Annotated in this window: 25 protein-coding genes; 21 read left to right on the top strand and 4 right to left on the bottom strand. The window is 64.7% G+C overall.

Translation table 11 applies throughout. From position 1 onward, the window contains the following. The first annotated feature begins 21 nt into the window (after positions 1-21). The 7 genes from thrC (at position 22) to ACHMXB_RS09110 (ending at position 8,572) form a co-directional block, all read left to right on the top strand. On the top strand, positions 22-1,104 hold the full coding sequence (gene thrC / locus ACHMXB_RS09140; RefSeq protein ID WP_395405209.1) for a threonine synthase: 1,083 nt from the start codon (positions 22-24) through the stop codon (positions 1,102-1,104). Between the two features lie 11 nt (positions 1,105-1,115). Beyond that, positions 1,116-2,081: a homoserine kinase gene (thrB, locus tag ACHMXB_RS09135; RefSeq protein ID WP_395404615.1), complete on the top strand. Its 966-nt coding sequence runs from the start codon at positions 1,116-1,118 to the stop codon at positions 2,079-2,081. A gap of 448 nt (positions 2,082-2,529) precedes the next feature. Further along, entirely contained in the window at positions 2,530-4,698 is a 2,169-nt protein-coding gene (rho, locus tag ACHMXB_RS09130) for a transcription termination factor Rho (RefSeq protein ID WP_395404613.1), read from the top strand. A gap of 230 nt (positions 4,699-4,928) precedes the next feature. Beyond that, a complete protein-coding gene (gene prfA / locus ACHMXB_RS09125) occupies positions 4,929-6,002 on the top strand; it encodes a peptide chain release factor 1 (protein ID WP_395404611.1) in 1,074 nt (357 codons plus the stop codon). Positions 6,003-6,017: 15 nt separating this feature from the next. Next, positions 6,018-6,926 carry a peptide chain release factor N(5)-glutamine methyltransferase gene (gene prmC, locus ACHMXB_RS09120; RefSeq protein WP_395404609.1) on the top strand — a complete coding sequence of 303 codons (909 nt, stop codon included), beginning with the start codon at positions 6,018-6,020 and terminating at the stop codon, positions 6,924-6,926. Between the two features lie 15 nt (positions 6,927-6,941). Beyond that, positions 6,942-7,790 (top strand): L-threonylcarbamoyladenylate synthase, encoded by an 849-nt coding sequence (locus tag ACHMXB_RS09115; RefSeq protein ID WP_395404607.1) that lies wholly within the window; start codon positions 6,942-6,944, stop codon positions 7,788-7,790. Beyond that, entirely contained in the window at positions 7,787-8,572 is a 786-nt protein-coding gene (locus ACHMXB_RS09110) for a WecB/TagA/CpsF family glycosyltransferase (protein ID WP_395404605.1), read from the top strand. Before ACHMXB_RS09115 ends, ACHMXB_RS09110 begins: the two co-directional genes overlap by 4 nt. Before the next feature lie 18 nt (positions 8,573-8,590). Here the strand turns inward: ACHMXB_RS09110 and ACHMXB_RS09105 are convergent, their stop codons facing one another. Continuing rightward, complete coding sequence (locus ACHMXB_RS09105) at positions 8,591-9,487, bottom strand: glycosyltransferase (protein ID WP_395404603.1); 897 nt, start codon at positions 9,485-9,487, stop codon at positions 8,591-8,593. A 315-nt stretch (positions 9,488-9,802) separates the two neighbouring features. On the opposite strand from ACHMXB_RS09105, the gene ACHMXB_RS09100 reads away from it, so the two are divergent. The 12 genes from ACHMXB_RS09100 to ACHMXB_RS09045 all read left to right on the top strand — a co-directional run bounded on the left by ACHMXB_RS09100 (position 9,803) and on the right by ACHMXB_RS09045 (position 19,417). Then, positions 9,803-10,930: an MraY family glycosyltransferase gene (locus ACHMXB_RS09100; protein ID WP_395404601.1), complete on the top strand. Its 1,128-nt coding sequence runs from the start codon at positions 9,803-9,805 to the stop codon at positions 10,928-10,930. Between the two features lie 90 nt (positions 10,931-11,020). Beyond that, positions 11,021-11,518, top strand: coding sequence for a hypothetical protein (locus ACHMXB_RS09095; RefSeq protein ID WP_395404599.1), 498 nt, complete (start codon positions 11,021-11,023; stop codon positions 11,516-11,518). After that, on the top strand, positions 11,518-11,856 hold the full coding sequence (locus ACHMXB_RS09090; RefSeq protein ID WP_395404597.1) for a hypothetical protein: 339 nt from the start codon (positions 11,518-11,520) through the stop codon (positions 11,854-11,856). Before ACHMXB_RS09095 ends, ACHMXB_RS09090 begins: the two co-directional genes overlap by 1 nt. A gap of 81 nt (positions 11,857-11,937) precedes the next feature. Next, complete coding sequence (atpB, locus tag ACHMXB_RS09085; RefSeq protein ID WP_102972065.1) at positions 11,938-12,738, top strand: F0F1 ATP synthase subunit A; 801 nt, start codon at positions 11,938-11,940, stop codon at positions 12,736-12,738. 78 nt (positions 12,739-12,816) lie between these two features. Beyond that, positions 12,817-13,086: a F0F1 ATP synthase subunit C gene (locus tag ACHMXB_RS09080; protein WP_395404595.1), complete on the top strand. Its 270-nt coding sequence runs from the start codon at positions 12,817-12,819 to the stop codon at positions 13,084-13,086. A 3-nt stretch (positions 13,087-13,089) separates the two neighbouring features. Beyond that, a complete protein-coding gene (locus ACHMXB_RS09075) occupies positions 13,090-13,647 on the top strand; it encodes a F0F1 ATP synthase subunit B (protein ID WP_331574931.1) in 558 nt (185 codons plus the stop codon). Then, positions 13,647-14,474: a F0F1 ATP synthase subunit delta gene (locus ACHMXB_RS09070; protein WP_236803965.1), complete on the top strand. Its 828-nt coding sequence runs from the start codon at positions 13,647-13,649 to the stop codon at positions 14,472-14,474. The genes ACHMXB_RS09075 and ACHMXB_RS09070 overlap by 1 nt, the downstream gene beginning before the upstream one ends. Positions 14,475-14,557: 83 nt before the next feature. After that, positions 14,558-16,195, top strand: a complete 1,638-nt coding sequence (atpA, locus tag ACHMXB_RS09065; protein WP_395405207.1) for a F0F1 ATP synthase subunit alpha — start codon at positions 14,558-14,560, stop codon at positions 16,193-16,195. Positions 16,196-16,271: 76 nt separating this feature from the next. Then, on the top strand, positions 16,272-17,162 hold the full coding sequence (locus tag ACHMXB_RS09060; protein ID WP_395404592.1) for a F0F1 ATP synthase subunit gamma: 891 nt from the start codon (positions 16,272-16,274) through the stop codon (positions 17,160-17,162). A gap of 72 nt (positions 17,163-17,234) precedes the next feature. Then, complete coding sequence (gene atpD, locus ACHMXB_RS09055; RefSeq protein WP_395404590.1) at positions 17,235-18,689, top strand: F0F1 ATP synthase subunit beta; 1,455 nt, start codon at positions 17,235-17,237, stop codon at positions 18,687-18,689. A 1-nt stretch (position 18,690) separates the two neighbouring features. Beyond that, positions 18,691-18,975 carry a F0F1 ATP synthase subunit epsilon gene (locus ACHMXB_RS09050; RefSeq protein WP_111905897.1) on the top strand — a complete coding sequence of 95 codons (285 nt, stop codon included), beginning with the start codon at positions 18,691-18,693 and terminating at the stop codon, positions 18,973-18,975. 10 nt (positions 18,976-18,985) lie between these two features. Further along, entirely contained in the window at positions 18,986-19,417 is a 432-nt protein-coding gene (locus tag ACHMXB_RS09045; protein ID WP_076801988.1) for a DUF2550 domain-containing protein, read from the top strand. Positions 19,418-19,549: 132 nt separating this feature from the next. On the opposite strand, the gene ACHMXB_RS09040 is transcribed toward ACHMXB_RS09045, so the two are convergent. Beyond that, entirely contained in the window at positions 19,550-19,753 is a 204-nt protein-coding gene (locus tag ACHMXB_RS09040; protein WP_003804766.1) for a cold-shock protein, read from the bottom strand. Positions 19,754-20,047: 294 nt separating this feature from the next. Then, a complete protein-coding gene (nucS, locus tag ACHMXB_RS09035) occupies positions 20,048-20,743 on the bottom strand; it encodes an endonuclease NucS (RefSeq protein WP_190602108.1) in 696 nt (231 codons plus the stop codon). A gap of 156 nt (positions 20,744-20,899) precedes the next feature. On the opposite strand from nucS, the gene ACHMXB_RS09030 reads away from it, so the two are divergent. Together ACHMXB_RS09030 and ACHMXB_RS09025 are read left to right on the top strand one after the other, a co-directional pair. Continuing rightward, positions 20,900-21,256: an ATP/GTP-binding protein gene (locus ACHMXB_RS09030; protein ID WP_395404587.1), complete on the top strand. Its 357-nt coding sequence runs from the start codon at positions 20,900-20,902 to the stop codon at positions 21,254-21,256. A gap of 52 nt (positions 21,257-21,308) precedes the next feature. Continuing rightward, positions 21,309-22,106, top strand: coding sequence for an alpha/beta hydrolase (locus tag ACHMXB_RS09025; protein WP_395404585.1), 798 nt, complete (start codon positions 21,309-21,311; stop codon positions 22,104-22,106). 36 nt (positions 22,107-22,142) lie between these two features. Here the strand turns inward: ACHMXB_RS09025 and ACHMXB_RS09020 are convergent, their stop codons facing one another. After that, positions 22,143-23,525 carry an AI-2E family transporter gene (locus ACHMXB_RS09020; protein ID WP_395404583.1) on the bottom strand — a complete coding sequence of 461 codons (1,383 nt, stop codon included), beginning with the start codon at positions 23,523-23,525 and terminating at the stop codon, positions 22,143-22,145. Between the last annotated feature and the right edge of the window lie 35 nt (positions 23,526-23,560).

Genomic DNA, 23,560 nt, shown 5'->3' with positions numbered 1-23,560 from the left:
GCTCACCAATGGCGCGGTGTCATCCGCGAATACGCTGACCGTCTGCCCGTCACGGCGGCCACCAGGGTCATCACCCTCGGCGAGGGCGGCACGCCCTTGGTTTATGCCCAGAAGCTGTCCGAGCTGACGGGCTCTGAGGTCTACCTCAAGGTCGAGGGCATGAACCCCACCGGTTCCTTCAAGGACCGCGGCATGACCATGGCCATGACTGCGGCCGTTGAGGCCGGGGCCAAGGCCGTGGTGTGCGCCTCCACCGGCAACACGTCCGCTTCCGCTGCCGCTTACGCCACCGCAGCCGGCCTGACGTGTGCCGTGCTGGTGCCCGAGGGCAAGATCTCCATGGGCAAGCTGAGCCAGGCCATCGCGCACGGCGCCACGCTCCTGCAGGTTGACGGCAACTTCGACAACTGCCTCGACATCGCCCGCAAGCTGGGCGAGTCCTACCCGGTATTCCTGGTTAACTCCGTGAACCCGGCCCGCATCCAGGGCCAGAAGACCGGCGCCTTCGAGATCGTCGATGCCCTGGGCGACGCCCCGGACATCCATGTGCTCCCGGTCGGCAACGCCGGAAACATCACGGCCTACTGGAAGGGCTACAAGGAGTACTCCGCGCCGTTCGAGTCCGAAACTGCGGGAACGCTCGCTCCCGTTGCCACCAAGACGCCCGCCATGTGGGGCTTCCAGGCCGCAGGCGCCGCGCCGTTCGTGGCCGGCCACCCCATCACAGAACCGGACACCATCGCCACCGCCATCCGGATCGGCAACCCCGCCTCCTGGGACGGGGCCATTGCGGCCCGTGACGAGTCCGGCGGATTCATCGATTCCGTCACTGACGAGGAAATCCTGGCCGCCCACCGCTGGCTGTCTTCCCGTGAAGGCGTCTTCGTGGAGCCCGGCTCGGCTGCCGGCGTCGCGGGCCTGCTCAAGAAGCACGCAGCCGGTGAGGTGCCCGCCGGCAAGACCATCGCCATCACTGTCACCGGACACGGCCTCAAGGACCCGCAGTGGGCCCTCAGGACCGAGGACGGCAGCGATGTCCAGCCTGTCAAGGTGTCCAACGACGTCGTGACCGTCGCCGCAGAACTGGGACTGGAAGTCAAATAACAGTGGAAACCATGCTGCCGCAGACCGCCCAGCTGCCCGCCATCCAGGCCGGGCAGCAGGTGACGGTCCGGGTTCCGGCCACCAGCGCCAACCTCGGTCCCGGCTATGACAGCCTCGGGCTGGCACTCACGCTGCACGACACCCTCACCGTGGAGAGCCTGGACAGCGACGAGCTGGTCTTTGAGCTCAGCGGTGAAGGTGCGGATTCCCTTCCGCGGGACGCCAGCCACCTGGTGGTCCGGGCGATGAATGCCGCCTTCGGGCGGCTGGGCTACCGCCACACGGGCCTGAAGATCACCGCGGAAAACGTCGCTCCGCACGGCCGTGGCCTGGGCTCGTCAGCGTCCGCAGTCGTGGCAGCCGTGACCGCGGCCAACGCGCTGCTGCCCGCGGGGGAGCAGCAGGACCGGAACTGGATCCTGCAGCTGACCAGCGAGTTGGAAGGCCACCCGGACAACGTCGCTCCGGCGATCTACGGTGGACTGGCGCTGTCGTGGCAGGACAGTGACCAGTACAGCAGCACGTGCGCCACCGTGGACGCTGCCGTCATCCCCGTCGTGGCAGTGCCGGACTTCGAGCTCTCCACTGAGGCCGCGCGCGCTTTGCTGCCTGCGTCGATCGGCCATCACGCGGCCGCGATGAACTCCGGCCGCGCAGCACTCCTGATCCATGCCCTGACGCAGAAGCCTGAATTCCTGCTTGCCGGCACCGAGGACTTCCTGCACCAGAGCTACCGCGCGGAGGCCATGCGGCCCAGTGCGGCCCTTATCCGGGCCCTGCGCGCTGCCGGCCACGCTGCCGTTGTCTCCGGAGCCGGACCCACGGTTCTGGTCCTCGCGAACGGCGAGGCGGAGGCAGCCGCCGTTCTGGAATTCATTGCCTCGTTTTCCGCGGCAAACACGCCGGACATCAACTGGCGCGTGATGAAGCTGGCGGTCGACGTCGAAGGTGCTAAAGTGGGAGTGCACCGGCGGTAACACCGCATGCAGTCTCCGCAGTCAGCACCGCATTCACTGAGCCATCACAGCATTCATTGATGCAGCCAGACGGCGACTCTGCAGTCGAGAGGGCCCTGCAGCCAAGAGACCGTGCAGTCACCGACTCCGAAAATGGCCTTAACCAACCATCGGGTCAGAATCTGCTTCGATCTGCTGCTGCTGCTTCGATCTCTTATTTGCGCGATATTTTTCGGTGCCACCTGCTTGGCCTGGCCAGGAACCTACAGATGTGTTTCTGTTCCCTGAACCGCCAGTCCGCCGCCCCGCCAGCTATGTGGAGCGTTTGAAGGTGATCAGTATCCGGCCCTGCTGGCCGAACTCCAACCGGCAAGGCCGAACATCGCGGCTGCAGATCTGAACTGCAGCCCAGATCCAATCATCGCGTCCAGCTCACAGTCTGGACGCCGTCGAGGGGGAAGGATCCTTCGTGACCGAAACCACTGAGCTGTCGCCAGCTGTGGACATATCATCTTCTGCTTCCGGATCGTTGACGGAAGCGCCCGCCAAGAGCAGCGGCCTTGCCGGCCTGAAGCTCGCCCAGCTGCAGGCCCTCGCCAGCCAGCTCGGTATCTCCGGCGGATCCCGCATGCGCAAGGGCGACCTGGTGGCGGCTATTTCCGCGCACCGTGCGGGCACGTCCGCCACCGCCACCAAGGCGCCGGCACGGACCGCCGCAAAGGCCGCTGCAGCAGCCCCGGCTGCCGAAACCGCCGCAGCAGCCCCGGCCGCTGAGGCAGCCGAGGCTCCGGCCCAGGAAACCCGTGCACGTGGCCGCGGCCGCAGCCGCCGGGCAGTGAGCGACGGAATTGTTGCCACGCCCGCAACGGAACCCCCCGCCGAGGCTCCGGCCGCTGAAGCACCGGCCGCCGCCGAGGCACCCGTTGCACCTTCGGCCGAAGGTGCAGCCTCCGCTGAGGCAGAAGGCGCAGAGCGCCGCCAGCCGCGCACCCGCAACCGCCGCCGTGGCGAAGCAGCCGCTGCAGCTCCCGCCGAAGCACCCGCTGCCCCCGCCGAAGCTGCCGCCGAGGCACGCGGTGCTGAAGCACGTGGCGCTGAGGCCCCCCGCACTGAGGCCCGCGGCGCTGAAGCACGCGGTGCCGAAGCCCGCGAGCAGGCACCGGAGGGCGAAGCCGGACAGCGCGAACGCCGGGATGCCCGAGGCCGCGGTGGCCGCGACGCCGGCGAAGCCGGCGGACGCGACACCCGCCGTGATGACACCCGCCGAGACGATAACCGCCGTGACGACAACCGCGACGCGGACGACGACGGCGGCAGCCGCCGCAACCGGCGGAACCGCCGCGACCGGAACGACCGCAACGAGCGTTCGGACAGCCGTGACGGCAGCCGCAACGAACGGTTCCGTGACCGCAACGACCGCCGCCGGGGACGCAGCCAGGGACCCGACGTCGACGACGTCGAGGTCACCGATGACGACGTGCTGCTGCCGGTGGCCGGCATCCTGGATGTCCTCGAAAACTACGCGTTCATCCGTACGTCCGGCTACCTGCCGGGCCCGAACGACGTGTATGTCTCCTTGGCCCAGGTCAAGAAGTACAACCTGCGCAAGGGCGACGCCGTTGTTGGCGCCATCCGCGCGCCGCGCGACGGCGAGGACCGCGGCCAGCAGTCCGCCCGCCAGAAGTTCAACGCGCTGGTCCGCGTCACCTCGGTGAACGGCAAGACCGCCGAGGACCTCAAGGACCGCGTGGAGTTCGCCAAGCTCGTCCCGCTGTACCCGTCCGAGCGCCTGCGCCTCGAGACCGACCCCAAGAAGATCGGCCCCCGCGTCATCGACCTGGTCGCCCCGATCGGCAAGGGCCAGCGTGGCCTGATCGTCTCCCCGCCCAAGGCAGGCAAGACGCTCATCCTGCAGTCCATCGCCAACGCGATCACCACCAACAACCCTGAGGTCCACCTCATGATGGTGCTGGTTGACGAGCGTCCCGAAGAAGTCACGGACATGCAGCGCACCGTCAAGGGTGAGGTCATTGCCTCCACCTTCGACCGTCCCGCCGACGACCACACCACCGTGGCCGAACTCTCCATCGAACGCGCCAAGCGCCTCGTGGAAATGGGCATGGACGTCGTGGTGCTCCTGGACTCCATGACCCGTCTGGGCCGTGCCTACAACCTGGCAGCTCCGGCCTCCGGCCGCATCCTGTCCGGTGGTGTGGACTCCGCTGCGCTGTACCCGCCCAAGCGGTTCTTCGGTGCTGCCCGCAACATTGAAAACGGCGGCTCGCTGACCATCCTGGCCACGGCCCTCGTGGAGACCGGATCCAAGATGGACGAGGTCATCTTCGAAGAGTTCAAGGGCACCGGCAACATGGAGCTCCGCCTGTCCCGCCAGCTGGCGGACAAGCGCATCTTCCCCGCCGTGGACGTCAACGCCTCCGGCACGCGCCGCGAAGAAAACCTGCTCTCGGCCGAAGAGGTCAAGATCATGTGGAAGCTGCGCCGCGTCCTCTCCGGCCTTGAGACCCAGCAGAGCCTGGAACTCCTGACCAACAAGATCCGCGAAACCCAGAGCAACGTCGAGTTCCTCATGCAGGTTCAGAAGACGACGCTTGGTGCGAAGTCGGATAACGACAAGTAGCTGAGCTAGGGGCGGGCGCAGGTGCGTTCGTGCGGTGAGTGCCGCGCGGATGTTCCGCCCCCGCCCCTTCGCGTTGCAGCTGACGTACTGCGTACGTCAGCTGCAACGCTTCGACAGGCCCGATGCCACTCCCGGGGCGGAACATCCGCGCGGCAGTTACGGGGCTCGCTCACCGTAGCGCGCCGATTTTGCGCCTGATTAAAATAGGTGCAGAACGAAAGGTTTTAGAAATGTTTGAGTCCGTACAGGGCCTGTTGGATGAGCATGATTCCATCCAGGCGCAGTTGGGGGATCCGGCGGTTTATGCTGACCAGAAGCTGGCGCGGAAGCTGGGGCGGCGGTCTGCACAGCTGAACGGCATTGTGGAGGCGTACCACAAGTGGCATGCGCTGAACGATGACCTCGCGGCTGCCAAGGAGATGGCTGCCGAGGACCCTGACTTTGCTGCCGAGGTACCTGAACTTGAGGAAGCCCTGGAGGCTGCGGCGGCGCGGCTGACCCGGCTGCTGATTCCCCGGGACCCGGACGATGCACGCAACGTGATCCTCGAGGTCAAGGGCGGCGAAGGCGGCGACGAGGCGGCGCTGTTCGCCGGCGACCTGCTGCGCATGTACACCCGCTACGCAGAGTCCCGTGGCTGGAAAACCGAGATCATCTCCTCCACCGAGTCGGACCTCGGCGGCTACAAGGACGTCCAGGTTGCCGTCAAGGGCAGCTCCAACGATCCTGCCGAAGGCGTCTATGCGCGGCTCAAGTTCGAGGGCGGCGTGCACCGCGTGCAGCGGGTGCCCGTGACCGAATCGCAGGGCCGCATCCACACATCGGCTGCCGGCGTCCTGGTCCTGCCCGAGGTGGATGAGCCCGAAGAGCTCGAGATCAACCAGAACGACCTCAAAATCGACGTGTACCGGTCCTCGGGTCCTGGCGGCCAGTCCGTCAACACCACAGACTCCGCCGTACGCATCACGCACCTTCCCACGGGGATCGTCGTGGCCATGCAGAACGAGAAGTCCCAGCTGCAGAACCGCGAAGCCGGCATGCGCGTCCTCCGTGCCCGTATCCTGGCGCACCAGCAGGAGCAGATCGACGCCGAGAACTCCGCTCAGCGGAAATCGCAGATCCGCACCATGGACCGGTCTGAGCGGATCCGCACGTACAACTACCCGGAAAACCGGATCGCCGACCACCGCACTGGCTACAAGGCTTACAACCTTGACCAGGTCATGAACGGTGACCTCGAGCCGGTCATCCAGTCCGCCATCGAAATGGACGAGCAGGCGCGGCTGGACGCCATCGGCGACTAGGAGCCCCGGGATTCCATGACGTCCGAGCACACTTCGCCTGCCCAATCCGTGCCCGCCCAGTCCCTGGCTGAGGCCGTCCGGGAGGCGACGGAGCTCCTTACCGAGGCCGGCGTGCCCAGCCCCCGGGTGGACGCCGAACTCCTGGCCGACCATTTGCTGGGCGTGGGCCTGGGCCGGCTGCGCGCCATGATGCTCGGCGATGCCCCGACCCCGACCGGCTACGCCGAACTCGTTGCCGAGCGCGCCACCAGGATTCCGCTCCAGCACATCACCGGCGTGGCGCACTTCCGCTACCTCCAGCTCGCAGTGGGACCGGGCGTGTTCATTCCGCGCCCGGAGACCGAATCCGTGGTGCAGTTGGTCATTGACCGGCTGCGTGCACTGGAACGTGCCGGCGTGGTCCGCCCCAAGGTGGTGGACCTGGGCACCGGGTCCGGGGCCATCGCCGGATCCATCGCGCACGAGGTGCCCGAGGCGGAAGTCTTCGCGGTGGAGTTCAGCGAGTTCGCGCACGCCTGGGCGGCGAAGAATCTCCAGCCGCTGGGGGTCACCCTGCTGCTGGGGGACCTGCGCAACGCTCTGCCGGAACTCAACGGAACGTTCGACGTCGTGGTTTCCAACCCGCCGTACATTCCCGCCGAAGCCATCCCCAACGAACCGGAAGTGGCGCTTCATGACCCGCCGGAAGCACTCTACGGCGGGGGAGCGGACGGTATGGAACTGCCGACGGCGGCCGCCGCCTCCGCGGCGCGGCTCCTGGTTCCCGGCGGCTACTTCGTGATGGAACACGCCGAAGTCCAAGCCGGCTGGATATCGACGATGCTGAAGCGGACGGGGCTCTGGACCGACGTCACCACGCATTTTGACCTCAACGGGAAGGAACGCGCCACCAGCGCCGTCCTTGCTTTCCCGACCGCGGAGTAATGAAAGAATGAGGCAGTGACCACTACGTACAACTGCACCGCCGACGACGAGCGGACCGAAGGGATCGCCCACGCACGGCGGGCGATCCTGGAGAAGAAGTGCGTCGTCCTTCCGACGGACACCGTCTACGGAATCGCGGCCGATGCCTTTTCCCCGCAGGCCGTCACCATGCTGCTGGTGTCCAAGGGCCGCGGCCGGAACATGCCGCCGCCTGTCCTGATTCCGCGCCTGACCGCGCTCGACGGGCTGGCCACCGATGTGTACCCTGATGCCCGCGACCTGGCCGAGGCCTTCTGGCCCGGCGGGCTGACCCTGATTTTCCACGCGCAGCCGTCCCTCGACTGGGACCTGGGCGAGACCAAGGGGACCGTTGCCCTTCGCATTCCGGACGACGAGGTGGCGATTGACCTGCTGACCGTTACCGGACCCCTGGCGGTTTCCTCGGCAAACCGGACCGGCCAGGCTCCCGCGCAGACAGCCTTTGAAGCCCGTTCCCAGCTCGCGGAATCCGTTGAGGTCTACCTTGAAGGCGGTTTCCGTCCGGTAGAGGGGACCGACGCCCGGCCCTCCACCATTGTGGATGCCACGTCGCTGCCACTGCGCGTCGTCCGCGAGGGGGCCATCAGCCTGGAGCGGCTGCGCGAGGTGGTTCCCGGCGTTCTCGACATCAACGGCAATGCCGCGGACGAAGCTGAACTCACCGCCGCCCCGGAAAGTGCTGCCGTCGAGGTCGCTGCGCCCGAGGGTGCCGCTGACAAGGACGCTGCGCCCGAGGGTACCGCTGACGAGGACGCTGCGCCCGAGGGTGCTGCGGAGGCTCCCGTGCAGTCCGACGCCGGCGAAAAGCCCGCAAGCGCCGAATGACGCTGCAGAGGCAACCCATTCCCGTTCTTGGGGTGGACGCCACGCCCTTGGACGTCGACGGACTCACCGCCGTCCTCAACGGATTCGTGGCTGACGGCACCACCAGGACCGTCGTCGGACACAATCTCCACAGCGTGACGCTTTTCCACTCCGAACCGGAGTTCAGGAAGTTCTACGAGAACAGCGACGTTGTCCTTCTCGACGGCGCGCCTGTCCTCTGGCTGTGGGGGAGAAGCCGGCAGAAGACCGGCCGGAAACAGTCTGGCGCCGACACGAGGCCCGTCATGGACTACCGGCTTGGTTCAACGGACTGGATTCCCGCGCTGGGCCGGCTGGACGGCCTCCACCGCATCGCCGTCCTTGGAGCCGGGGCGACTGCCAACGCCAAGGCGGTGGCGAAACTGCGGGTCGTGGTGCCGGGCGCCACCGTCGGCGGCATGCCGGGGGAGGACTGGGACCCGGAACTGGAAGAGAAAGCTGCCGCGTGGCTGGCGGAATTCCAGCCGCAGCTGGTGCTGATCGGCCTTGGCATGCCGTTGCAGGAAGAGGTGCTGTGGCGCCGCCTGCCGTCGCTGCCGCCCGCCGTCTACTGCGCCGTCGGCGGAGCCATCGAACAGATCGCCGGTATCCAGAAGCTGGCGCCCCGCTGGCTTGGCCGGCTCGGGCTGGAATGGGCGTGGCGGCTGCTGCTGCATCCGCGCCGCGTGGCGTACCGGGTGTTTGGCGAGCCGTGGGTCCTGCTGGCATTGCTGCTGCGGCGCCGGCTGCGCGGGCAGGGCTGAGCGGCCCGCCCGCCTACGCTAGAACTTCTGGTCCTTCAGCGGGCCAAATCCCTTGCCGCGGAGCCCGGTGGAGAACGCCCGGAACCAGTCCGCAAGCCCGCGAAGATCGCCGCGGCGGAGGAAATAGCCGAGGTAGCCGCCCACATCGGCCACCAGGGACTTCGCACGGAAGTGGCGGCGAATAAGGTAGCCGCGGTTGCGGTAGTAGTAGTAGCGCTTGAACGCGCCCTCCGGGACGATGACGTGCCAGCGGGCACCAAACACGTGCTTCGTTTCGGAAAACGCGTGCGGGTGCATGATCGCAGCCGTGGTGACGGTGCCGAAACGGATGCCTGCCTTGCGCAGCCGGATGGTGAAGTCCACCTCGTCGCCGCGGATGAAAAGGCGCATGTCCGGCAGGCCCACCTTGAAAAAGACATCGGAGCGGATGAGCGCACCGTTGAAGAAGTGGCCGTCGTTCGGCAGGAACCCCACCTTCTCCAGCGCGGCCCGGTCGTGGGAGACCTTGCCGTCCAGCCGGAAGAAGAAGGAGAGCTGGTCGGGATGCCCCGGGGCAACCACCAGGGGCACAACAGCCTCCAGGTCCCGCGCCTCCGCTTCCCGGATGAGCGTGGCCAGGCACTCGGCGTCCGCCGGCTCGGCGTCGTCGTCCATCATCCAGACCCAGTCGGCGCCGCTGGCGACGGCCTTGAGCGCGGCAAGGGAGAAGCCGCCGGCCCCGCCAAGGTTGGCTTCCGAACGGATGTAGTCCACATTGGCATGCTGGGCGGCGACGTCCTTGGCGGGGACCGTGCCACTGTCAACGAGGCAGATGGTCGACACGCTGGCCGTCTGTCCGTTGATGGCCTTCAACAGGACGGCAAGCTCATGGGGACGGTCAAACGTCACGGCGGCAACTGCGACCGACACTGGCATTGCGGGGATCCTTTCAGCACAGCCGTCGGCAAGTTTCCCGCCGGCGTAAGGCCGTGTGACGCGAAGCGATGTACCCGTTGGCGTTAGTATCTTGACTAGAGTCCACTGTAATACAGCCCCGTCAGGCACTATGCACTGCCTGTCTGTGCGCGCATGGCGACGGAGAAGTTTCATTTATTGCACGTCAGATTCACACCTATCGAGCCCGCATGGTCCGCCCGGGCTGACCCCGAATCCGCATCCGCATAGCCTGCTGCATGGCGGGAAGCACTGCGCCTGCAACGTATGCGGCACCACCGGAATGGTGGCCGCGCCATGATCATGTACCTGTCCATGATGCTGACCGCGGCGCTCGTATCCTACGGGGCAACGTGGGGTGCACGGCTGATCGGTAACCGGCTCGAGCTGTTCGCTCCCATCCGCAGCCGGGACATGCATTCAAGCCCGGTCTCGAGGCTCGGCGGGCTGGGGATCTTCGCCGGCGTACTGGTGGCGCTGGCCGTGGCAAGCCAGTCCTTCTTCGTCAAGGACATCTTCCGGAACAACGGCGCTCCGTGGGGTGTGCTGGCGGGCGCTGCCGTCATCGTGCTGGTGGGGGTGGCGGACGACCTCCTGGACCTTCGCTGGTGGGTCAAGCTGATCGGGCAGTCTCTCGCCGCGCTCGTGGTGGCCGTCTGGGGTGTGCGGATGACCATCATCCCGTTCATTCCGGAACCGATCCACTTCGACTCGGACCCGATCAACATCGTCCTCACCACCGGCCTCATCGTCGTCACGATGAACGCTTTCAACTTCATCGACGGGCTGGACGGGCTGGCCGCCGGGGTGGCCATCATCGGCGGGTCCGCGTTCTTCCTCACCGCCTACTGGGTCCACCGGAACGCGCCGATCCTGGACCGCTCCGACCTCGCCACGCTGCTGACGGCGGTCCTTGTGGGCAGTTGCCTGGGCTTCCTGCCGCACAACTGGTTTCCCTCAAAGATCTTCATGGGCGATTCCGGCGCGATGCTGATAGGCCTGCTCATGGCGTCGGCCGGTGTGGTCTCGACCGGGCAGATCACCTCGGGCCTTTATGACCGCGTCAACGGTATCCCCACGATCATCCCCATCCTGCTGCCGTTTGCCGTGCTGTTCCTGCCGCTCTTGGACCTGTGCCTTGCGGTGGTGCGGCGCACCGCCGTCGGGCGTTCACCGTGGTCTGCCGACCGCGGGCACCTGCACCACAAGCTCATGGACATCGGGTACTCCCACCGCACCGCGGTCATGCTGCTGTATTTGTGGGCGGCGGTGCTGTCTTTCGGTGGTCTGGCCTTTGCCGTCTACCCTTGGCAGGTTGTGCTTGCCGCCATGGTCGCCGCCACCCTGATCATGGGTCTGGTCACCGCGTGGCCGTATTTGAGCCGGCGTGGCGATGACGCCGGAGTAGGGCCAACACCGGAGTAATCCGCGCTTTTCGGAAAATTTCTATCTCGTGTAGAATTCAGGTGCAGGTCTTTCCTGCACCACTCCACCCTGCCCCGAAGATTGGTTCGCATGACCTCCAACGCCGAGCCCGGACCTGTGTCCGGCAAGGAATCCGTTGGTGTCTCCGGGCCCACGCGGTCGCTCTGGCTCGGTCTGCTTGGACTCAGTTCGGCAGTCTCCTGCGGCGCGCTGGTCCTTACAGGTGTGGTGGCTGTGCTGCTGAACGGCTGGACCGGTGTTGTGTCCAGCAGCCTCGGCGGCCTGCTGGTGGTCGTGTTCTTCGCGATCAGCCTGCTGATCGGACACTTCGTGGGGCGCAACAACCCGTCGGGCGCCGTCGGCCTGTTCGTGGCGACGTACTTCGTCAAGGTCATCGGTTTCGCCGTGGTGTTGTTCGCCGTGGGTGCTCCCGACTGGCTGCACGGCCGCTGGTTCGTCATAGGCGCCGTCGTGGCCGTGGTCACGTGGCAGGCTGCCGAGATCTACGGTTTCAGCAAAGCCCGGCTGCAGATCTTCAACGACCCCGAACCGGACAACGGCCCCAAGTCGAACGGCGAGCAACACTGATGACCAAGCACAACCACCCCGGGAAAAACGAGCCTGGAACGCCCAAACCGACGCCCGGTCCTGCCGCTGAACCCGGCGAAAATTCCGACGGCGGTTACAACGCTGGAATGGCCGTCTTTAGCTACATAATTGGCGGAATCATCGTCTGGAGTTTGATAGGGTGGGGACTGGATTATCTGTGGGGAACCCGCTGGATTGTGCTCGTAGGCGCTCTGCTTGGAGCTGCGGGAGGGTTCTATCTGTCCCATATGCACGGCCTCACCAGTTCAAGGAAACCAACTGGCGGGAACGGTGCAGCCAGCGGCCCGTCCGAGGACGGGAACAGTAATGCCAAATAATTTCACGAGGGGGAGGGCAAGCATGACGCGCGCCGGAACCTTACCAACGCCCAACGATGGACACTGCAGAGAGGAAACGCGTTGATCGCGCTTGCGCTCCCGGCCCAAAATTCAGGAGAGTTCACACCTCCCGGAATTGAAGAAATGCACCTGCCGGCAATCCTGCCGTGGGGTGCGGCAGACGGATTCTCCAAGCAGATGCTGCTGGTTATCCTGTCCGTCGTCATTATCGCCACATTCTTTGTGCTCGCTGCGCGGAAGCAGCAGCTCGTTCCCGGCAAGCTGCAGTTCGCAGGTGAGGCCGCCTACGGCTTCGTCCGCAACAGCATCGCCAAGGACATCATCGGCGGCAGGGACTTCATCAAGTACGTCCCGCTGCTGTTCAGCCTGTTCTTCTTCATCCTGGTGAACAACATCTACGGCGCGATCCCGGTGATCCAGCTCCCGAGCTTCTCGCACGTCGGCGGCGCCTACGTGCTGGCAGCCATCGTGTACGTCACCTGGATCGGCATCGGCATCAAGAAGAACGGCCTGCGCTACTTCAAGCTCGCCACCGTTCCCTCCGGTGTCCCGGTCTACATCCTCCCGATCGTCATTCCGATCGAGATCATCTCCAACTTCCTGGTCCGTCCGGTCACGCACAGCCTGCGTCTCTTCGCCACCATGCTGGCCGGCCACCTGATCGTCATGATTGCCGGTTCAGGCATCGAATACCTCGTCATGCAGGAGAACGTCCTTCTCAAGGGCACCTCCGTGCTGGTTCTCGCCGGCGCGATTGCCATGTACATGCTGGAAGCGCTGATCATGGCGCTGCAGGCGTACGTGTTCACACTGCTGACTGCGATCTACATCGAAGGCGCACTCCACGCCGACAGCCACTAGGCACCCCAAACTTCCCCTCACGGGGATGAAGCAACCCAAACAACCTGCCATATACATGGCATCTTGAAAGGAAGAAAAATGGAAGGCTCCATCAACGGCTCCCTCAACCTCATCGGCTACGGCCTCTCGGCCATCGGCGGTGGTATCGGTGTGGGACTCGTGTTCGCTGCCTACATCAACGGTGTGGCTCGTCAGCCGGAAGCCCAGCGCGTCCTGCAGCCGATCGCATTCCTCGGCCTTGCGCTGACTGAAGCCCTCGCCATCCTGGGCCTGGTCTTCGCTTTCGTTCTTAAAGTAAACCTTCAGAACCAAGCGAACATTCAGAACCGAGTAGATAAGGACGGGTGAAATATGAATCAGCTGATCATCTCAGCCGCCACTGAAGGCGCCGAGGCGGCTAACCCGCTCGTTCCCAATCTTTGGGAAATGGGCGTCGTCCTCGCCGGCTTTGCTGTCCTCTTTTTCATCGTGGTCAAGTTCGTTGTCCCGATGTTCGAGAAGACGTTCGCAGAGCGCGCCGAGGCCATCGAGGGCGGCATCGCCAAGGCTGAGAAGGCTCAGGCTGAAGCTTCTGCTGCACTCGAAGAGTACAAGCAGCAGCTCACCGATGCCCGTGCTGAGGCAAACCGTATCCGTGAGGAAGCACGTGCCGAAGGCGCCCAGATCCTGGCGGAACTGAAGGAGAAGGCTGCAGCAGAGTCTGCACGCATCACCGCTCAGGCACACGCGCAGATCGAATCCGAGCGCCAGGCGGCCGTTGTGTCGCTGCGTTCGGAGGTGGGCACCCTTGCCACCACGCTTGCGGGCCGCATCGTTGGGGAAACCCTCGAGGACGACGCACGTGCAGCACGCGTCGTTGACCGCTTCCTGGCTGATCTGGAGACCCAGAACGCAGGTGTAGCTAAGTAATGGCAGGTGTATCGAGCGAATCGCTGACCAAGGCGCTGACCGAGCTGGAGCCAAAGCTTCCGTTTGCATCGCTGCAGTTGGCAAAGGAACTTTTCGGAATCCTGGGCGCGGTAGACAGCTCGGCTGGCTTGCGCCGCGCGCTGACTGACCCCTCCCGCAGCGGTGAGGAAAAGTCGGCGTTGATCAAGCAGCTCTTCAGCGGAAAAGCTTCCGCCGAAGCCGTGGACATCGCAGCCGGTCTGGCCAGCTCACGCTGGGCATCGGCGCGAGACATCGGCGATGCACTCGAGACGCTTGCCGCAACGGTGGTCATCGCCGTTGCTGAAAACAAGTCGGCCGTTTCTGCCTCCGGTATCACCGGCCTGGAAGAGCTGGAGAACGATCTTTTCTCCTTCAACCAGGCCGTGGCTGCCAACCACGATGTGCAGCGCGCCCTGTCTGAACCGCAGGCCAGCGCTGCTGCAAAGATCGCCCTGGCCGAGAGGCTGGTTCCTTCCGCAAGTGAGGAAGCCAAGGTCCTCATCGGACAGGCGGTCGCGCAGCCCCGTGGCATCAAGGCAACCAAACTCGTGAGCCGTTTCGCCGAGCTCGCCGCCAAGCGCCAGCAGCGCTGGATTGCGACGGTCAGCGTCACGCGTCCCCTCACGGGGACGCAGGAGAACCGTCTGCAGCAGGGACTGAACTCCCTTTACGGACGCGAGCTGAAGGTCAACTTCAACGTTGATCCCACGCTGATCGGCGGCATCCGCGTTCAGGTGGGGGACGAAGTGCTCGACGCTTCGCTCCTCACCCGCCTGAACGACCTTCAGCGCCAGCTGGCCGGCTAGCCGGACAAGCACCACACAACTGATAGAAACCCCGGTCATCGTGAGCAACGATGATCACGAATACAGGAGAGCAGGGACTGCAGATGGCCGAATTGACCATCAACGCCGACGACGTCCGTAATGCGTTGAACGAATTCGCGGCGTCCTACGAACCCGGAAACGCAGAGCGCGTAGAGGTCGGCCGTGTGACCGCCGCAAGTGACGGCATCGCCCGTGTTGAGGGCCTTCCCTCGGTCATGGCGAACGAGCTGCTTCGCTTCGAAGACGGCACCCTGGGCCTCGCCCAGAACCTCGACGTTCGCGAGATCGGTGTCATCATCCTCGGTGACTTCTACGGCATCGAAGAGGGCCAGGAAGTTCACCGCACCGGACAGGTTCTGTCCGTTCCGGTCGGCGACGCCTTCCTCGGCCGCGTGGTAGACCCCCTGGGTGTGCCCATCGACGACCTCGGCGAGATCAAGGCTGAGACCACCCGTGCCCTGGAACTGCAGGCACCGGGCGTTACCCAGCGCAAGTCTGTGCACGAGCCGATGCAGACCGGCCTGAAGGCCATCGACGCGATGATCCCGATCGGCCGCGGCCAGCGTCAGCTGATCATCGGCGACCGCCAGACCGGCAAGTCCGCGATCGCGATCGACACGATCATCAACCAGAAGGCCAACTGGGCTTCCGGGGATGTCACCAAGCAGGTCCGCTGCGTCTACGTCGCCATCGGCCAAAAGGCGTCCACGATCGCAGCAATCCGCCAGACCCTTGAGGACAACGGAGCGCTCGAGTACACCACGATCGTTGCCTCGCCGGCTTCCGACCCGGCTGGCTTCAAGTACCTTGCACCGTACGCCGGTTCGGCCATCGGCCAGCACTGGATGTACGGCGGCAAGCACGTCCTCATCGTGTTCGATGACCTGTCCAAGCAGGCCGAAGCCTACCGCGCCGTGTCGCTGCTGCTCCGCCGCCCGCCGGGACGCGAAGCCTACCCGGGTGACGTCTTCTACCTGCACTCCCGCCTGCTGGAGCGTTGTGCCAAGCTCTCCGACGAGCTCGGCGCAGGCTCGATGACCGGTCTGCCGCTCATCGAAACCAAGGCAAACGACGTTTCCGCCTATATCCCGACCAACGTGATCTCCATCACCGACGGCCAGATCTTCCTGCAGTCGGACCTCTTCAACGCCAACCAGCGCCCCGCTGTTGACGTTGGTGTCTCGGTGTCCCGCGTTGGCGGTGCCGCCCAGGTCAAGTCCATGAAGAAGGTCTCCGGTACCTTGAAGCTGGATCTTGCCCAGTACCGCGACATGCAGGCGTTCGCGATGTTCGCATCGGACCTCGATGCCGCATCCCGCCAGCAGCTGACCCGCGGTGCACGCCTGATGGAACTGCTCAAGCAGGGCCAGTACTCGCCGTTCCCGGTCGAGAACCAGGTTGTGTCCATCTGGGCCGGTACCCAGGGCTACCTGGACGACGTTCCGGTTGAGGACATCAGCCGCTTCGAGTCCGAATTCCTGGACCACCTCAAGCACAAGTCCTCCATCCTCACGACGCTGGCCCAGACCAACGTTCTGGGCGATGACACCGTCGAAGCACTGAAGACCGCCATCGTGGACTTCAAGAAGGGCTTCTTCGGCGAGGGGGACAACCAGCTGGTGGGCGCCGGCCACGAGGAGCATGAAGCTATCTCGGAGGGTCAGGTCGACCAGGAAAAAATCGTCAGGCAGAAGCGCTAGTTTCGCTGGCAGGGACTGCCGGAACCCCTCGGGGGTCCGGCAGTCCCGGCCATCGGGATCTTAGGAAAGGATAAGTATGGGAGCCCAGATCCGGGTCTACCGTCAGAAGATCAGCTCGACGACGTCGATGCGCAAGATCTTCAAGGCGATGGAACTGATCGCTACCTCGCGCATTGGCAAGGCCCGTGCCCGGGTGGCAGCTTCACTGCCTTACGCGAACGCGATCACGCGCGCTGTTTCTGCTGTCGCAAGCCAGAGCGAAATCGACCACCCCCTGACTACCGAGCCGGAGAGCATCCGCCGGGCCGCCGTCCTGGTCATCACCTCCGACCGCGGCCTTGCAGGTTCGTATTCCGCCAGCGTGCTCAAGCAGGCCGAAGGCCTGAATGAATTGCTCCGTGCCGAAGGCAAGGAAGTCAAGACGTTCCTGCTGGGCCGCAAGGCGCAGGCGTACTTCGAGTTCCGGAACCGTCCCTATGGGCGCGTCTGGACCGGCAACACCGATGCCCCTGAGTTCGCCACGGCGCAGGAAATCGGCGCTGCCCTGCTCGAAGACTTCGCCACCGACTTCGAAGAGGGCGGCGTGGACGAGATCCACGTTGTGTACACCCGCTTCAAGTCAATGGTGACGCAGGAGCCGACCGTCATCCGACTTCTTCCCCTCGAAGTTGTGGAAGAGCAGGCGGCCTCCGAATCGGAACTGCTGCCGCTTTACGAGTTCGAACCGGAGCCGGAACAGGTGCTCAACGCACTGCTGCCGCGCTACATCGAATCCCGCATTTTCGCGGCCATGCTGCAGGCAGCGGCTTCCGAGCTTGCTGCACGCCAGCGGGCGATGAAATCCGCCGGCGACAACGCCACGGACCTCATCAAGAAGTACACGCGTCTGCGCAACACCGCCCGCCAGGCAGAGATTACGCAGGAGCTTTCCGAAATCGTGGCCGGCGCCGACGCTCTCGCGTCGTAGCCGGAGCGGTCCCGGACCCCTGCAACAAAAGATAAACTTAACCCCACGCCATCTACGAGTGAAGTGAGAGAGATGACTGCCACCGCTACCGAACACGTAGCAGCAACGGCCGGTGCCACCGGCCGTATCGCACGTGTTATTGGCCCGGTTGTCGACGTCGAATTCCCGGCTGACGCAATCCCCTCGATTTACAACGCACTCACCACCGAGATCACTCTCAACGGTGAGACTAAGACCATCACGTTCGAGACCTCCCAGCACCTGGGTGACAACCTCGTCCGCGCTATCTCCCTGCAGGCAACCGACGGCCTGGTCCGCGGCACGTCCGTAGTCGACAGCGGTTCCCCGATCACCGTCCCTGTTGGCGACGGCGTCAAGGGCCACATCTTCAACGTCCTCGGCAAGCCGCTGGACGTCGACGAGTCCGAGATCCACGCTTCGGACTACTGGCCGATCCACCGCAAGGCCCCGTCCTTCGCGTCCCTCGAGGGTTCCACCGAAATGCTCGAAACGGGCATCAAGGTCATCGACCTCCTCACCCCGTACATCAAGGGCGGAAAGATCGGCCTGTTCGGCGGCGCCGGCGTGGGCAAGACCGTTCTGATCCAGGAAATGATCACCCGTGTTGCCCGCAACTTCGGTGGTACTTCCGTGTTCGCCGGTGTGGGCGAGCGTACCCGTGAAGGTAACGACCTCTGGGTTGAAATGGAAGAGGCAGGCGTCCTCAAGGACACCGCCCTTGTGTTCGGCCAGATGGACGAGCCGCCGGGAACGCGTCTGCGCGTGGCCCTGTCCGCCCTGACCATGGCGGAGTACTTCCGCGATGTCCAGAACCAGGACGTGCTGCTCTTCATCGACAACATCTTCCGCTTCACGCAGGCAGGTTCCGAGGTTTCCACGCTGCTGGGCCGCATGCCCTCGGCCGTGGGTTACCAGCCGAACCTCGCCGACGAGATGGGCCTCCTCCAGGAGCGCATCACGTCCACCAAGGGCCACTCCATCACCTCGATGCAGGCCATCTACGTTCCCGCAGATGACTACACCGACCCGGCACCGGCCACGACGTTCGCACACCTGGACGCCACCACGGAACTTTCCCGTGAAATCGCCTCCCGTGGTCTGTACCCTGCAGTGGACCCGCTGACTTCGACGTCCCGAATCCTGGACCCGCAGTACATCGGCAAGGACCACTACAACACGGCTGTCCGTGTGAAGCAGATCCTGCAGAAGAACAAGGAACTCCAGGACATCATCGCGATCCTCGGTGTTGACGAACTGTCCGAAGAGGACAAGATCGTCGTCTCGCGTGCGCGCCGTATCCAGCAGTTCCTGTCGCAGAACACCTACACCGCCAAGCAGTTCACCGGCGTTGAGGGCTCCACAGTTTCCATCAAGGACACCGTTGAAGGCTTCTCCGCGATCTGCGACGGCGAGCTCGACCACATTGCAGAGCAGGCGTTCTTCAACGTCGGCGGCCTGGATGACGTTGAGCGCCAGTGGGCCAAGATTCAGGAACAGACCAAGTAATATGGCTGAGCTTGAGGTTGAGATTGTCGCAGCGGACCACTTCGTGTGGTCCGGGGCGGCCAAGATGGTCAAGGCCCGCACCAGCGATGGTGAAATCGGAATCCTGCCCGGCCACTCGCCCGTGCTGGCGATTTTGGCTGAGGGCCAGTTGGCTATCGAGCCGGTTTCCGGCGACCGCATTGCCGTGGATGTAGACGGCGGCTTCTTCTCCGTCGACAACGACCGGGTGGTAATTGTTGCTGACAACGCCCAACTGGGTGACGCGGCCACTGCGGGGATCCGATAGCACAACCCTGATGGACGTTACTTCCTTTCCGTTCATCGCCATAGCAACCGTGTTTGCGGTGCTGATTTTTACGCTGTGCCTGTTTGGGGTGCGCCGCTTCAACCTGCGGCGCGCCCTGGGCACGGTGGACGCCTCCATTCGTACGGCTGGAAAGAGCTGGCGGATGGGGGTTTGTCGTTATCAGGACAATGAGCTTGAGTGGTTCAAATTGCTCTCCCTGAGCGTCCGGCCCCGCCACCGTTTCAAGCGGAGTTCGCTTGAGCTGCTGGGCCGGCGCCAGCCCACGGAGGCGGAACTGGTCAAGGTGCAGCCCGACGTGGTGATCGTGGAGCTTCGGTACGAAGGGGAGGATGTCTTCCTGGCCATGAAGTTCGACGCCTACACGGGGTTGTCCTCGTGGCTTGAAGCAGGGCCGGTCATCGGCGTGGGGACCTGGCGCTGAGGCTCCCGGCACGGGACTGGACCGCACTGGGCGCTAATGCGGCGCCGAGAATGTTTCACGGCCTGAAAATATTAGTGACACAAAAAATGATCCCCGGCACGAATGCCGAGGATCATTTATTCTTGCGACAAATCAGACGACGGTTACGCCCGTGGCCTGGGGGCCCTTGGCGCCCTGGCCGATTTCGAACTGAACGCGCTGGTTCTCGTCGAGGGTCTTGAAGCCACCGGTCTGGATCTCGGAGTAGTGAACGAAGACATCGCCATCGGAGTCGTCCGGGGTGATGAAGCCGAAGCCCTTTTCAGCGTTGAACCACTTGACGGTTCCCTGTGCCATTTATTTCTCCTCAGTATGGAACTTTTAAGGCCAGCACACCTCGTACTGGTCTTGGTTACTCCGCGAGAAGAATCCTGGCCTGCACCCCCGATGACCGGAATTGCGTTGCAGGAGCTTCGCGCTCGCAACATGTCTTGCGAGCATGAAAAACACCTACACAAAGACTGGTATAAGAATTTCATGGGTAAACCGTCTGGTCAACGGTCAAAACGCGAATTACGCCAAATTTTGGGCAAATACGGAGTAAACACCTGATCACCATTGGCTGCAGCCCCGCCAACCAGAAAATACGGGTCAGAAAAGCCGGGACTCGACGTCATCAACGCCCCGCATCGCGTCGTAATCCAAGGTCACGCAGTCAATGCCGCGGTCCGTGGCGAGCACCCTGGCCTGCGGCTTGATCTGCTGGGCAGCGAAGATGCCGCGCACCGGTGCCAGCAGGGGATCCCGGTTGAGCAGTTCGAGGTACCGCGTCAGCTGCTCCACGCCGTCGATGTCCCCGCGGCGCTTCAGTTCAATGGCCACCGTGGCGCCGCCGGCATCCCGGGCAAGGATGTCCACTGGCCCGATGGCGGTGAAGTACTCCCGCCGGATCAGGGAGAACCCCTCCCCGAGGGTTTCGATCTGGTCGGCGAGGAGCCGCTGCAGGTCGGCCTCGACGCCGTCCTTGATCAGGCCGGGGTCCTGTCCCAGTTCGTGGGAGCTGTCGTGGAGCTGTTCATGGATGTTGATGATGAGCCGGTCGTCCGTCTTGGCCGACTGCACGGTCCACTGCTCGACAACGCCAACTTCCACGTCGGCGTCCTCTGGGGAGGTGACACGGAGAACGGCGGGCGGGCTCATCCAGTTGAGCGGCTTATAGGAGCCGCCGTCGGAGTGCACCAGGACCGAACCGTCCGCCTTCACCAGCAGGAGCCGGGTGGCGAGGGGGAGATGGGCTTTGAGCCGGCCAACATAATCAACGGAGCAACGGGCTATGACGAGACGCACGCCCTACACCATACCTTCTCTGCAGAGCCTTCCCTGCAGCGCCTTCTCTGCCGCGTCTTCTCCCGGTGGCCGCCAGGCAGGGACAGAAACCTGCCTTGCCGTAGCGCGGTGTCATGGACGGCAGGGCGAGGGGATCCGCTAAGGCAGAATGGAGGCATGCCCCGCTCCAACCGTCCCCGCCGCCCCAAAGCCGGGCGCGGTGCGGCCGGAAGCGCCCCGGGCGGAGGAAAGCACGGCGCAGGTCCCGCCCCGGAACTTGACCTGGAGCGGGCCCGGGCGGGCATCGCCCGCCGGGAAAGCGCCCCGGACGGCGACTGGATGGTGCGGACCATGACGGCGCGCAATGCTGAAAAGACTTACATCTGCCCGGGTTGCTCCACCGCTGTGGTGCCCGGGATCGCGCACCTTGTGGTCTGGGCGGACGACCACCTGTTCGGAGCTGCCGCTGGGCTGGCCGAACGGCGCCACTGGCACACCAATTGCTGGACGTCCCGCAACTTCCGGTACCGGTAACGCCCGGTGTCCTGTGTCGGGAGCAACCCGGCCGGAAGATAAGCTGGTGGGCATGACTTTTGACCCGGCGTCGTACGTTTTCAGCCAGCCATCAGCAGCCACCGCGATCCGCGCCTCCACGGTGCTTCCCGCCCGGCGCGAAAACATCGAAATCCGTACCGAGGACGGCCATACGCTGGTGGGCGAACTGGCCCTGCCGGAATCGGGTCCGGTTACTGCCACGCTGATCACCCTCCACCCGCTGCCCACGCACGGCGGTTTCATGGATTCGCACGTGTACCGCAAGGCCTCCTACCGGCTGCCGGCGCTGGCCGGGGTGGCTGTACTGCGCTTCAATACCCGCGGCACCTCTTCGCCGCGCGGAACCAGCGACGGAACGTTCGAAGAGGGCATCGGCGAGCGGTACGACGTGGAGGCGGCGGTGCGCTTCGCCGTCGAGCGGGGGCTGCCGAACCGCTGGCTCGTGGGCTGGTCCTTCGGCACCGAGCTCGCCCTCATGTATGGCGCCGTGGAACCGGTGGTCTCCCAGGTGGAGGGCGCAGTGCTGCTGTCCCCGCCGCTGCACCGCGCCACCGACGAGCACCTGTTACTCTGGGCGGCCGCCGGCAAGCCGCTGACCGTCCTGGTGCCCGAGCACGACGACTACCTCCGCCCTGCCGCCGCAGAGGCCAGGTTTGGCCTTGTGCCGCAGGCCAGGGTGGTGGGGGTCGACGGCGCCAAGCACCTCTGGGTGGGGGAGAAGCAGGCCGCGCGGGTGCTGAACGAGATCGTGGATGATGTCACGCGCGACGGCGCGGGAGTGGAGGGCCTGCCGCAGGAATGGGAAGGGCCGGTGGCCGCCGCCGTCTGAGGCTACTGCTTGCCTGCGCCTAGTTCTTGCTTGCGCCTAATGCTTATCCTGGCGCACGATGTAGATCTCCTTGATGAGCAGCAGGGTGGCGGCCGCCGTCGGGATGGCAATGAGTGCCCCCAGGACGCCGAGCAGGCTGCCTCCGGCGATCACCGAGATGACGGCAACGGCACCGGGCACCGCCACGGCTTTCTGCATGATGCGCGGCGAGATGAAGTACGCCTCGAACTGCAGGTAGGCGAAGTAGCAGATGGCGTAGGCCAGGGCCGACTGCCAGCCCAGCGTGAGCGTGATCAGGATGACCACCACGCCGGCGATCAGCCCGCCTACCAGGGGGATGAAGGCCAGCAGCGCCACGACGAACGTCAGCAGCACCGCGAACGGCACGCCGATGATGGACATGACGATGAAGGCGAAGGTGGCATTCAGGAGGGCGACCACAGCCTGGCCGATAACGTAGTTGCCCACGGAGCGGCTGATCTCCTCCGACAGCGCCTCTACCCGCCCCCGCCTGGACCGCGGTGCCAGCCGGTAGCCCCATTTCTTCATCGCGGGCAGGGCGGCCAGGAAGTAGAGGCTGAGCACCAGCACGATCAGGGTGCCGAAGAGTCCGTTGGCCACCGTTGAGCCGAAGCCGACGACGCCGCCGAAGATGCCGCTCATGGCCTCCGGGTTCTTGACGAACTTGTCCAGTTCCTCGGTGATGCGGTCGCGCACGCCGAACTGGTTGTCCACGGTCCGGAAGAAATCCGAGTTGATGAAGTCGCGCACCCATATGGGAGCCTGCTTCACGAGCTCGGTGACCTGCTCCACGATCGTGGGGATGAGGGTGGCAAAGAAGCCGACGACGGCGAGCATCAGCACGGACACCGACACGAGGATGCCGGCGGGCCGGGGAATCTTCCGGCCCTCCAGCCAGCGCACCACCGGGTCCAGTCCGAGGGCGATAAACAGGGCGGCCACGATCCAGAGCAGGAGCTGGGTGGTGTGGGAGCCGATCCAGTAGACCAGGAGGGCCAGGCCGACGCCCACGGTGCCCATGAACCCCAGGTACAGCGGGTGCTGGGCCGAGATGCGGGGCCCGGGGGACCCGAAACGCTCGGTGTCCCCGGGTTCGCCGGTGTCCTCTGTCTCCAGGTTGTCGGGATGCTCTGGCGGGAATTCAAACCGGAGCCTCGGCTGGGCGCCGGGTATCGGCTGGCGCAGGCGCCTCAGCACTGCACCAAGGGCTGCGGGACGGCCCTTCGTCTTTGCGGGCTTGTGGTGCGGGGCGGGCTGCGGCGCAGTGCTGTGGTTTGCCGCATGGTGTGCAGCGGTGTCCTGTGGTGCCGTTTCGCGGGGTGCCGGCAGGCTCTGGGAGGAGTCGGCGTCGGGCAGATCTTCGGGGCCGCGCATGGACGGATCCGTGTGTTCAGTCACTGCGTTTTGATGCCTTTACCGTGCGTGGCGCCGCG

Origin of the sequence: Arthrobacter sp. UC242_113, from assembly GCF_044054585.1 — a bacterium.
Taxonomy (GTDB): domain Bacteria; phylum Actinomycetota; class Actinomycetes; order Actinomycetales; family Micrococcaceae; genus Arthrobacter.
This window is presented reverse-complemented; position numbering and strand designations above follow the sequence as displayed.

What these genes read in the sequence shown, in the direction of transcription:
- thrB (WP_395404615.1), top strand. Translation starts at nt 1,116, where the DNA reads ATGCTGCCGCAGACCGCCCAGCTGCCCGCCATCCAGGCCGGGCAGCAG.
- prfA (WP_395404611.1), top strand. Translation starts at nt 4,929, where the DNA reads ATGTTTGAGTCCGTACAGGGCCTGTTGGATGAGCATGATTCCATCCAG.
- prmC (WP_395404609.1), top strand. Translation starts at nt 6,018, where the DNA reads ATGACGTCCGAGCACACTTCGCCTGCCCAATCCGTGCCCGCCCAGTCC.
- ACHMXB_RS09110 (WP_395404605.1), top strand. Translation starts at nt 7,787, where the DNA reads ATGACGCTGCAGAGGCAACCCATTCCCGTTCTTGGGGTGGACGCCACG.
- ACHMXB_RS09105 (WP_395404603.1), bottom strand. Translation starts at nt 9,487, where the DNA reads ATGCCAGTGTCGGTCGCAGTTGCCGCCGTGACGTTTGACCGTCCCCAT.
- ACHMXB_RS09100 (WP_395404601.1), top strand. Translation starts at nt 9,803, where the DNA reads ATGATCATGTACCTGTCCATGATGCTGACCGCGGCGCTCGTATCCTAC.
- ACHMXB_RS09095 (WP_395404599.1), top strand. Translation starts at nt 11,021, where the DNA reads ATGACCTCCAACGCCGAGCCCGGACCTGTGTCCGGCAAGGAATCCGTT.
- ACHMXB_RS09090 (WP_395404597.1), top strand. Translation starts at nt 11,518, where the DNA reads ATGACCAAGCACAACCACCCCGGGAAAAACGAGCCTGGAACGCCCAAA.
- ACHMXB_RS09080 (WP_395404595.1), top strand. Translation starts at nt 12,817, where the DNA reads ATGGAAGGCTCCATCAACGGCTCCCTCAACCTCATCGGCTACGGCCTC.
- ACHMXB_RS09075 (WP_331574931.1), top strand. Translation starts at nt 13,090, where the DNA reads ATGAATCAGCTGATCATCTCAGCCGCCACTGAAGGCGCCGAGGCGGCT.
- ACHMXB_RS09070 (WP_236803965.1), top strand. Translation starts at nt 13,647, where the DNA reads ATGGCAGGTGTATCGAGCGAATCGCTGACCAAGGCGCTGACCGAGCTG.
- atpA (WP_395405207.1), top strand. Translation starts at nt 14,558, where the DNA reads ATGGCCGAATTGACCATCAACGCCGACGACGTCCGTAATGCGTTGAAC.
- ACHMXB_RS09060 (WP_395404592.1), top strand. Translation starts at nt 16,272, where the DNA reads ATGGGAGCCCAGATCCGGGTCTACCGTCAGAAGATCAGCTCGACGACG.
- atpD (WP_395404590.1), top strand. Translation starts at nt 17,235, where the DNA reads ATGACTGCCACCGCTACCGAACACGTAGCAGCAACGGCCGGTGCCACC.
- ACHMXB_RS09050 (WP_111905897.1), top strand. Translation starts at nt 18,691, where the DNA reads ATGGCTGAGCTTGAGGTTGAGATTGTCGCAGCGGACCACTTCGTGTGG.
- ACHMXB_RS09045 (WP_076801988.1), top strand. Translation starts at nt 18,986, where the DNA reads ATGGACGTTACTTCCTTTCCGTTCATCGCCATAGCAACCGTGTTTGCG.
- ACHMXB_RS09040 (WP_003804766.1), bottom strand. Translation starts at nt 19,753, where the DNA reads ATGGCACAGGGAACCGTCAAGTGGTTCAACGCTGAAAAGGGCTTCGGC.
- ACHMXB_RS09030 (WP_395404587.1), top strand. Translation starts at nt 20,900, where the DNA reads ATGCCCCGCTCCAACCGTCCCCGCCGCCCCAAAGCCGGGCGCGGTGCG.
- ACHMXB_RS09025 (WP_395404585.1), top strand. Translation starts at nt 21,309, where the DNA reads ATGACTTTTGACCCGGCGTCGTACGTTTTCAGCCAGCCATCAGCAGCC.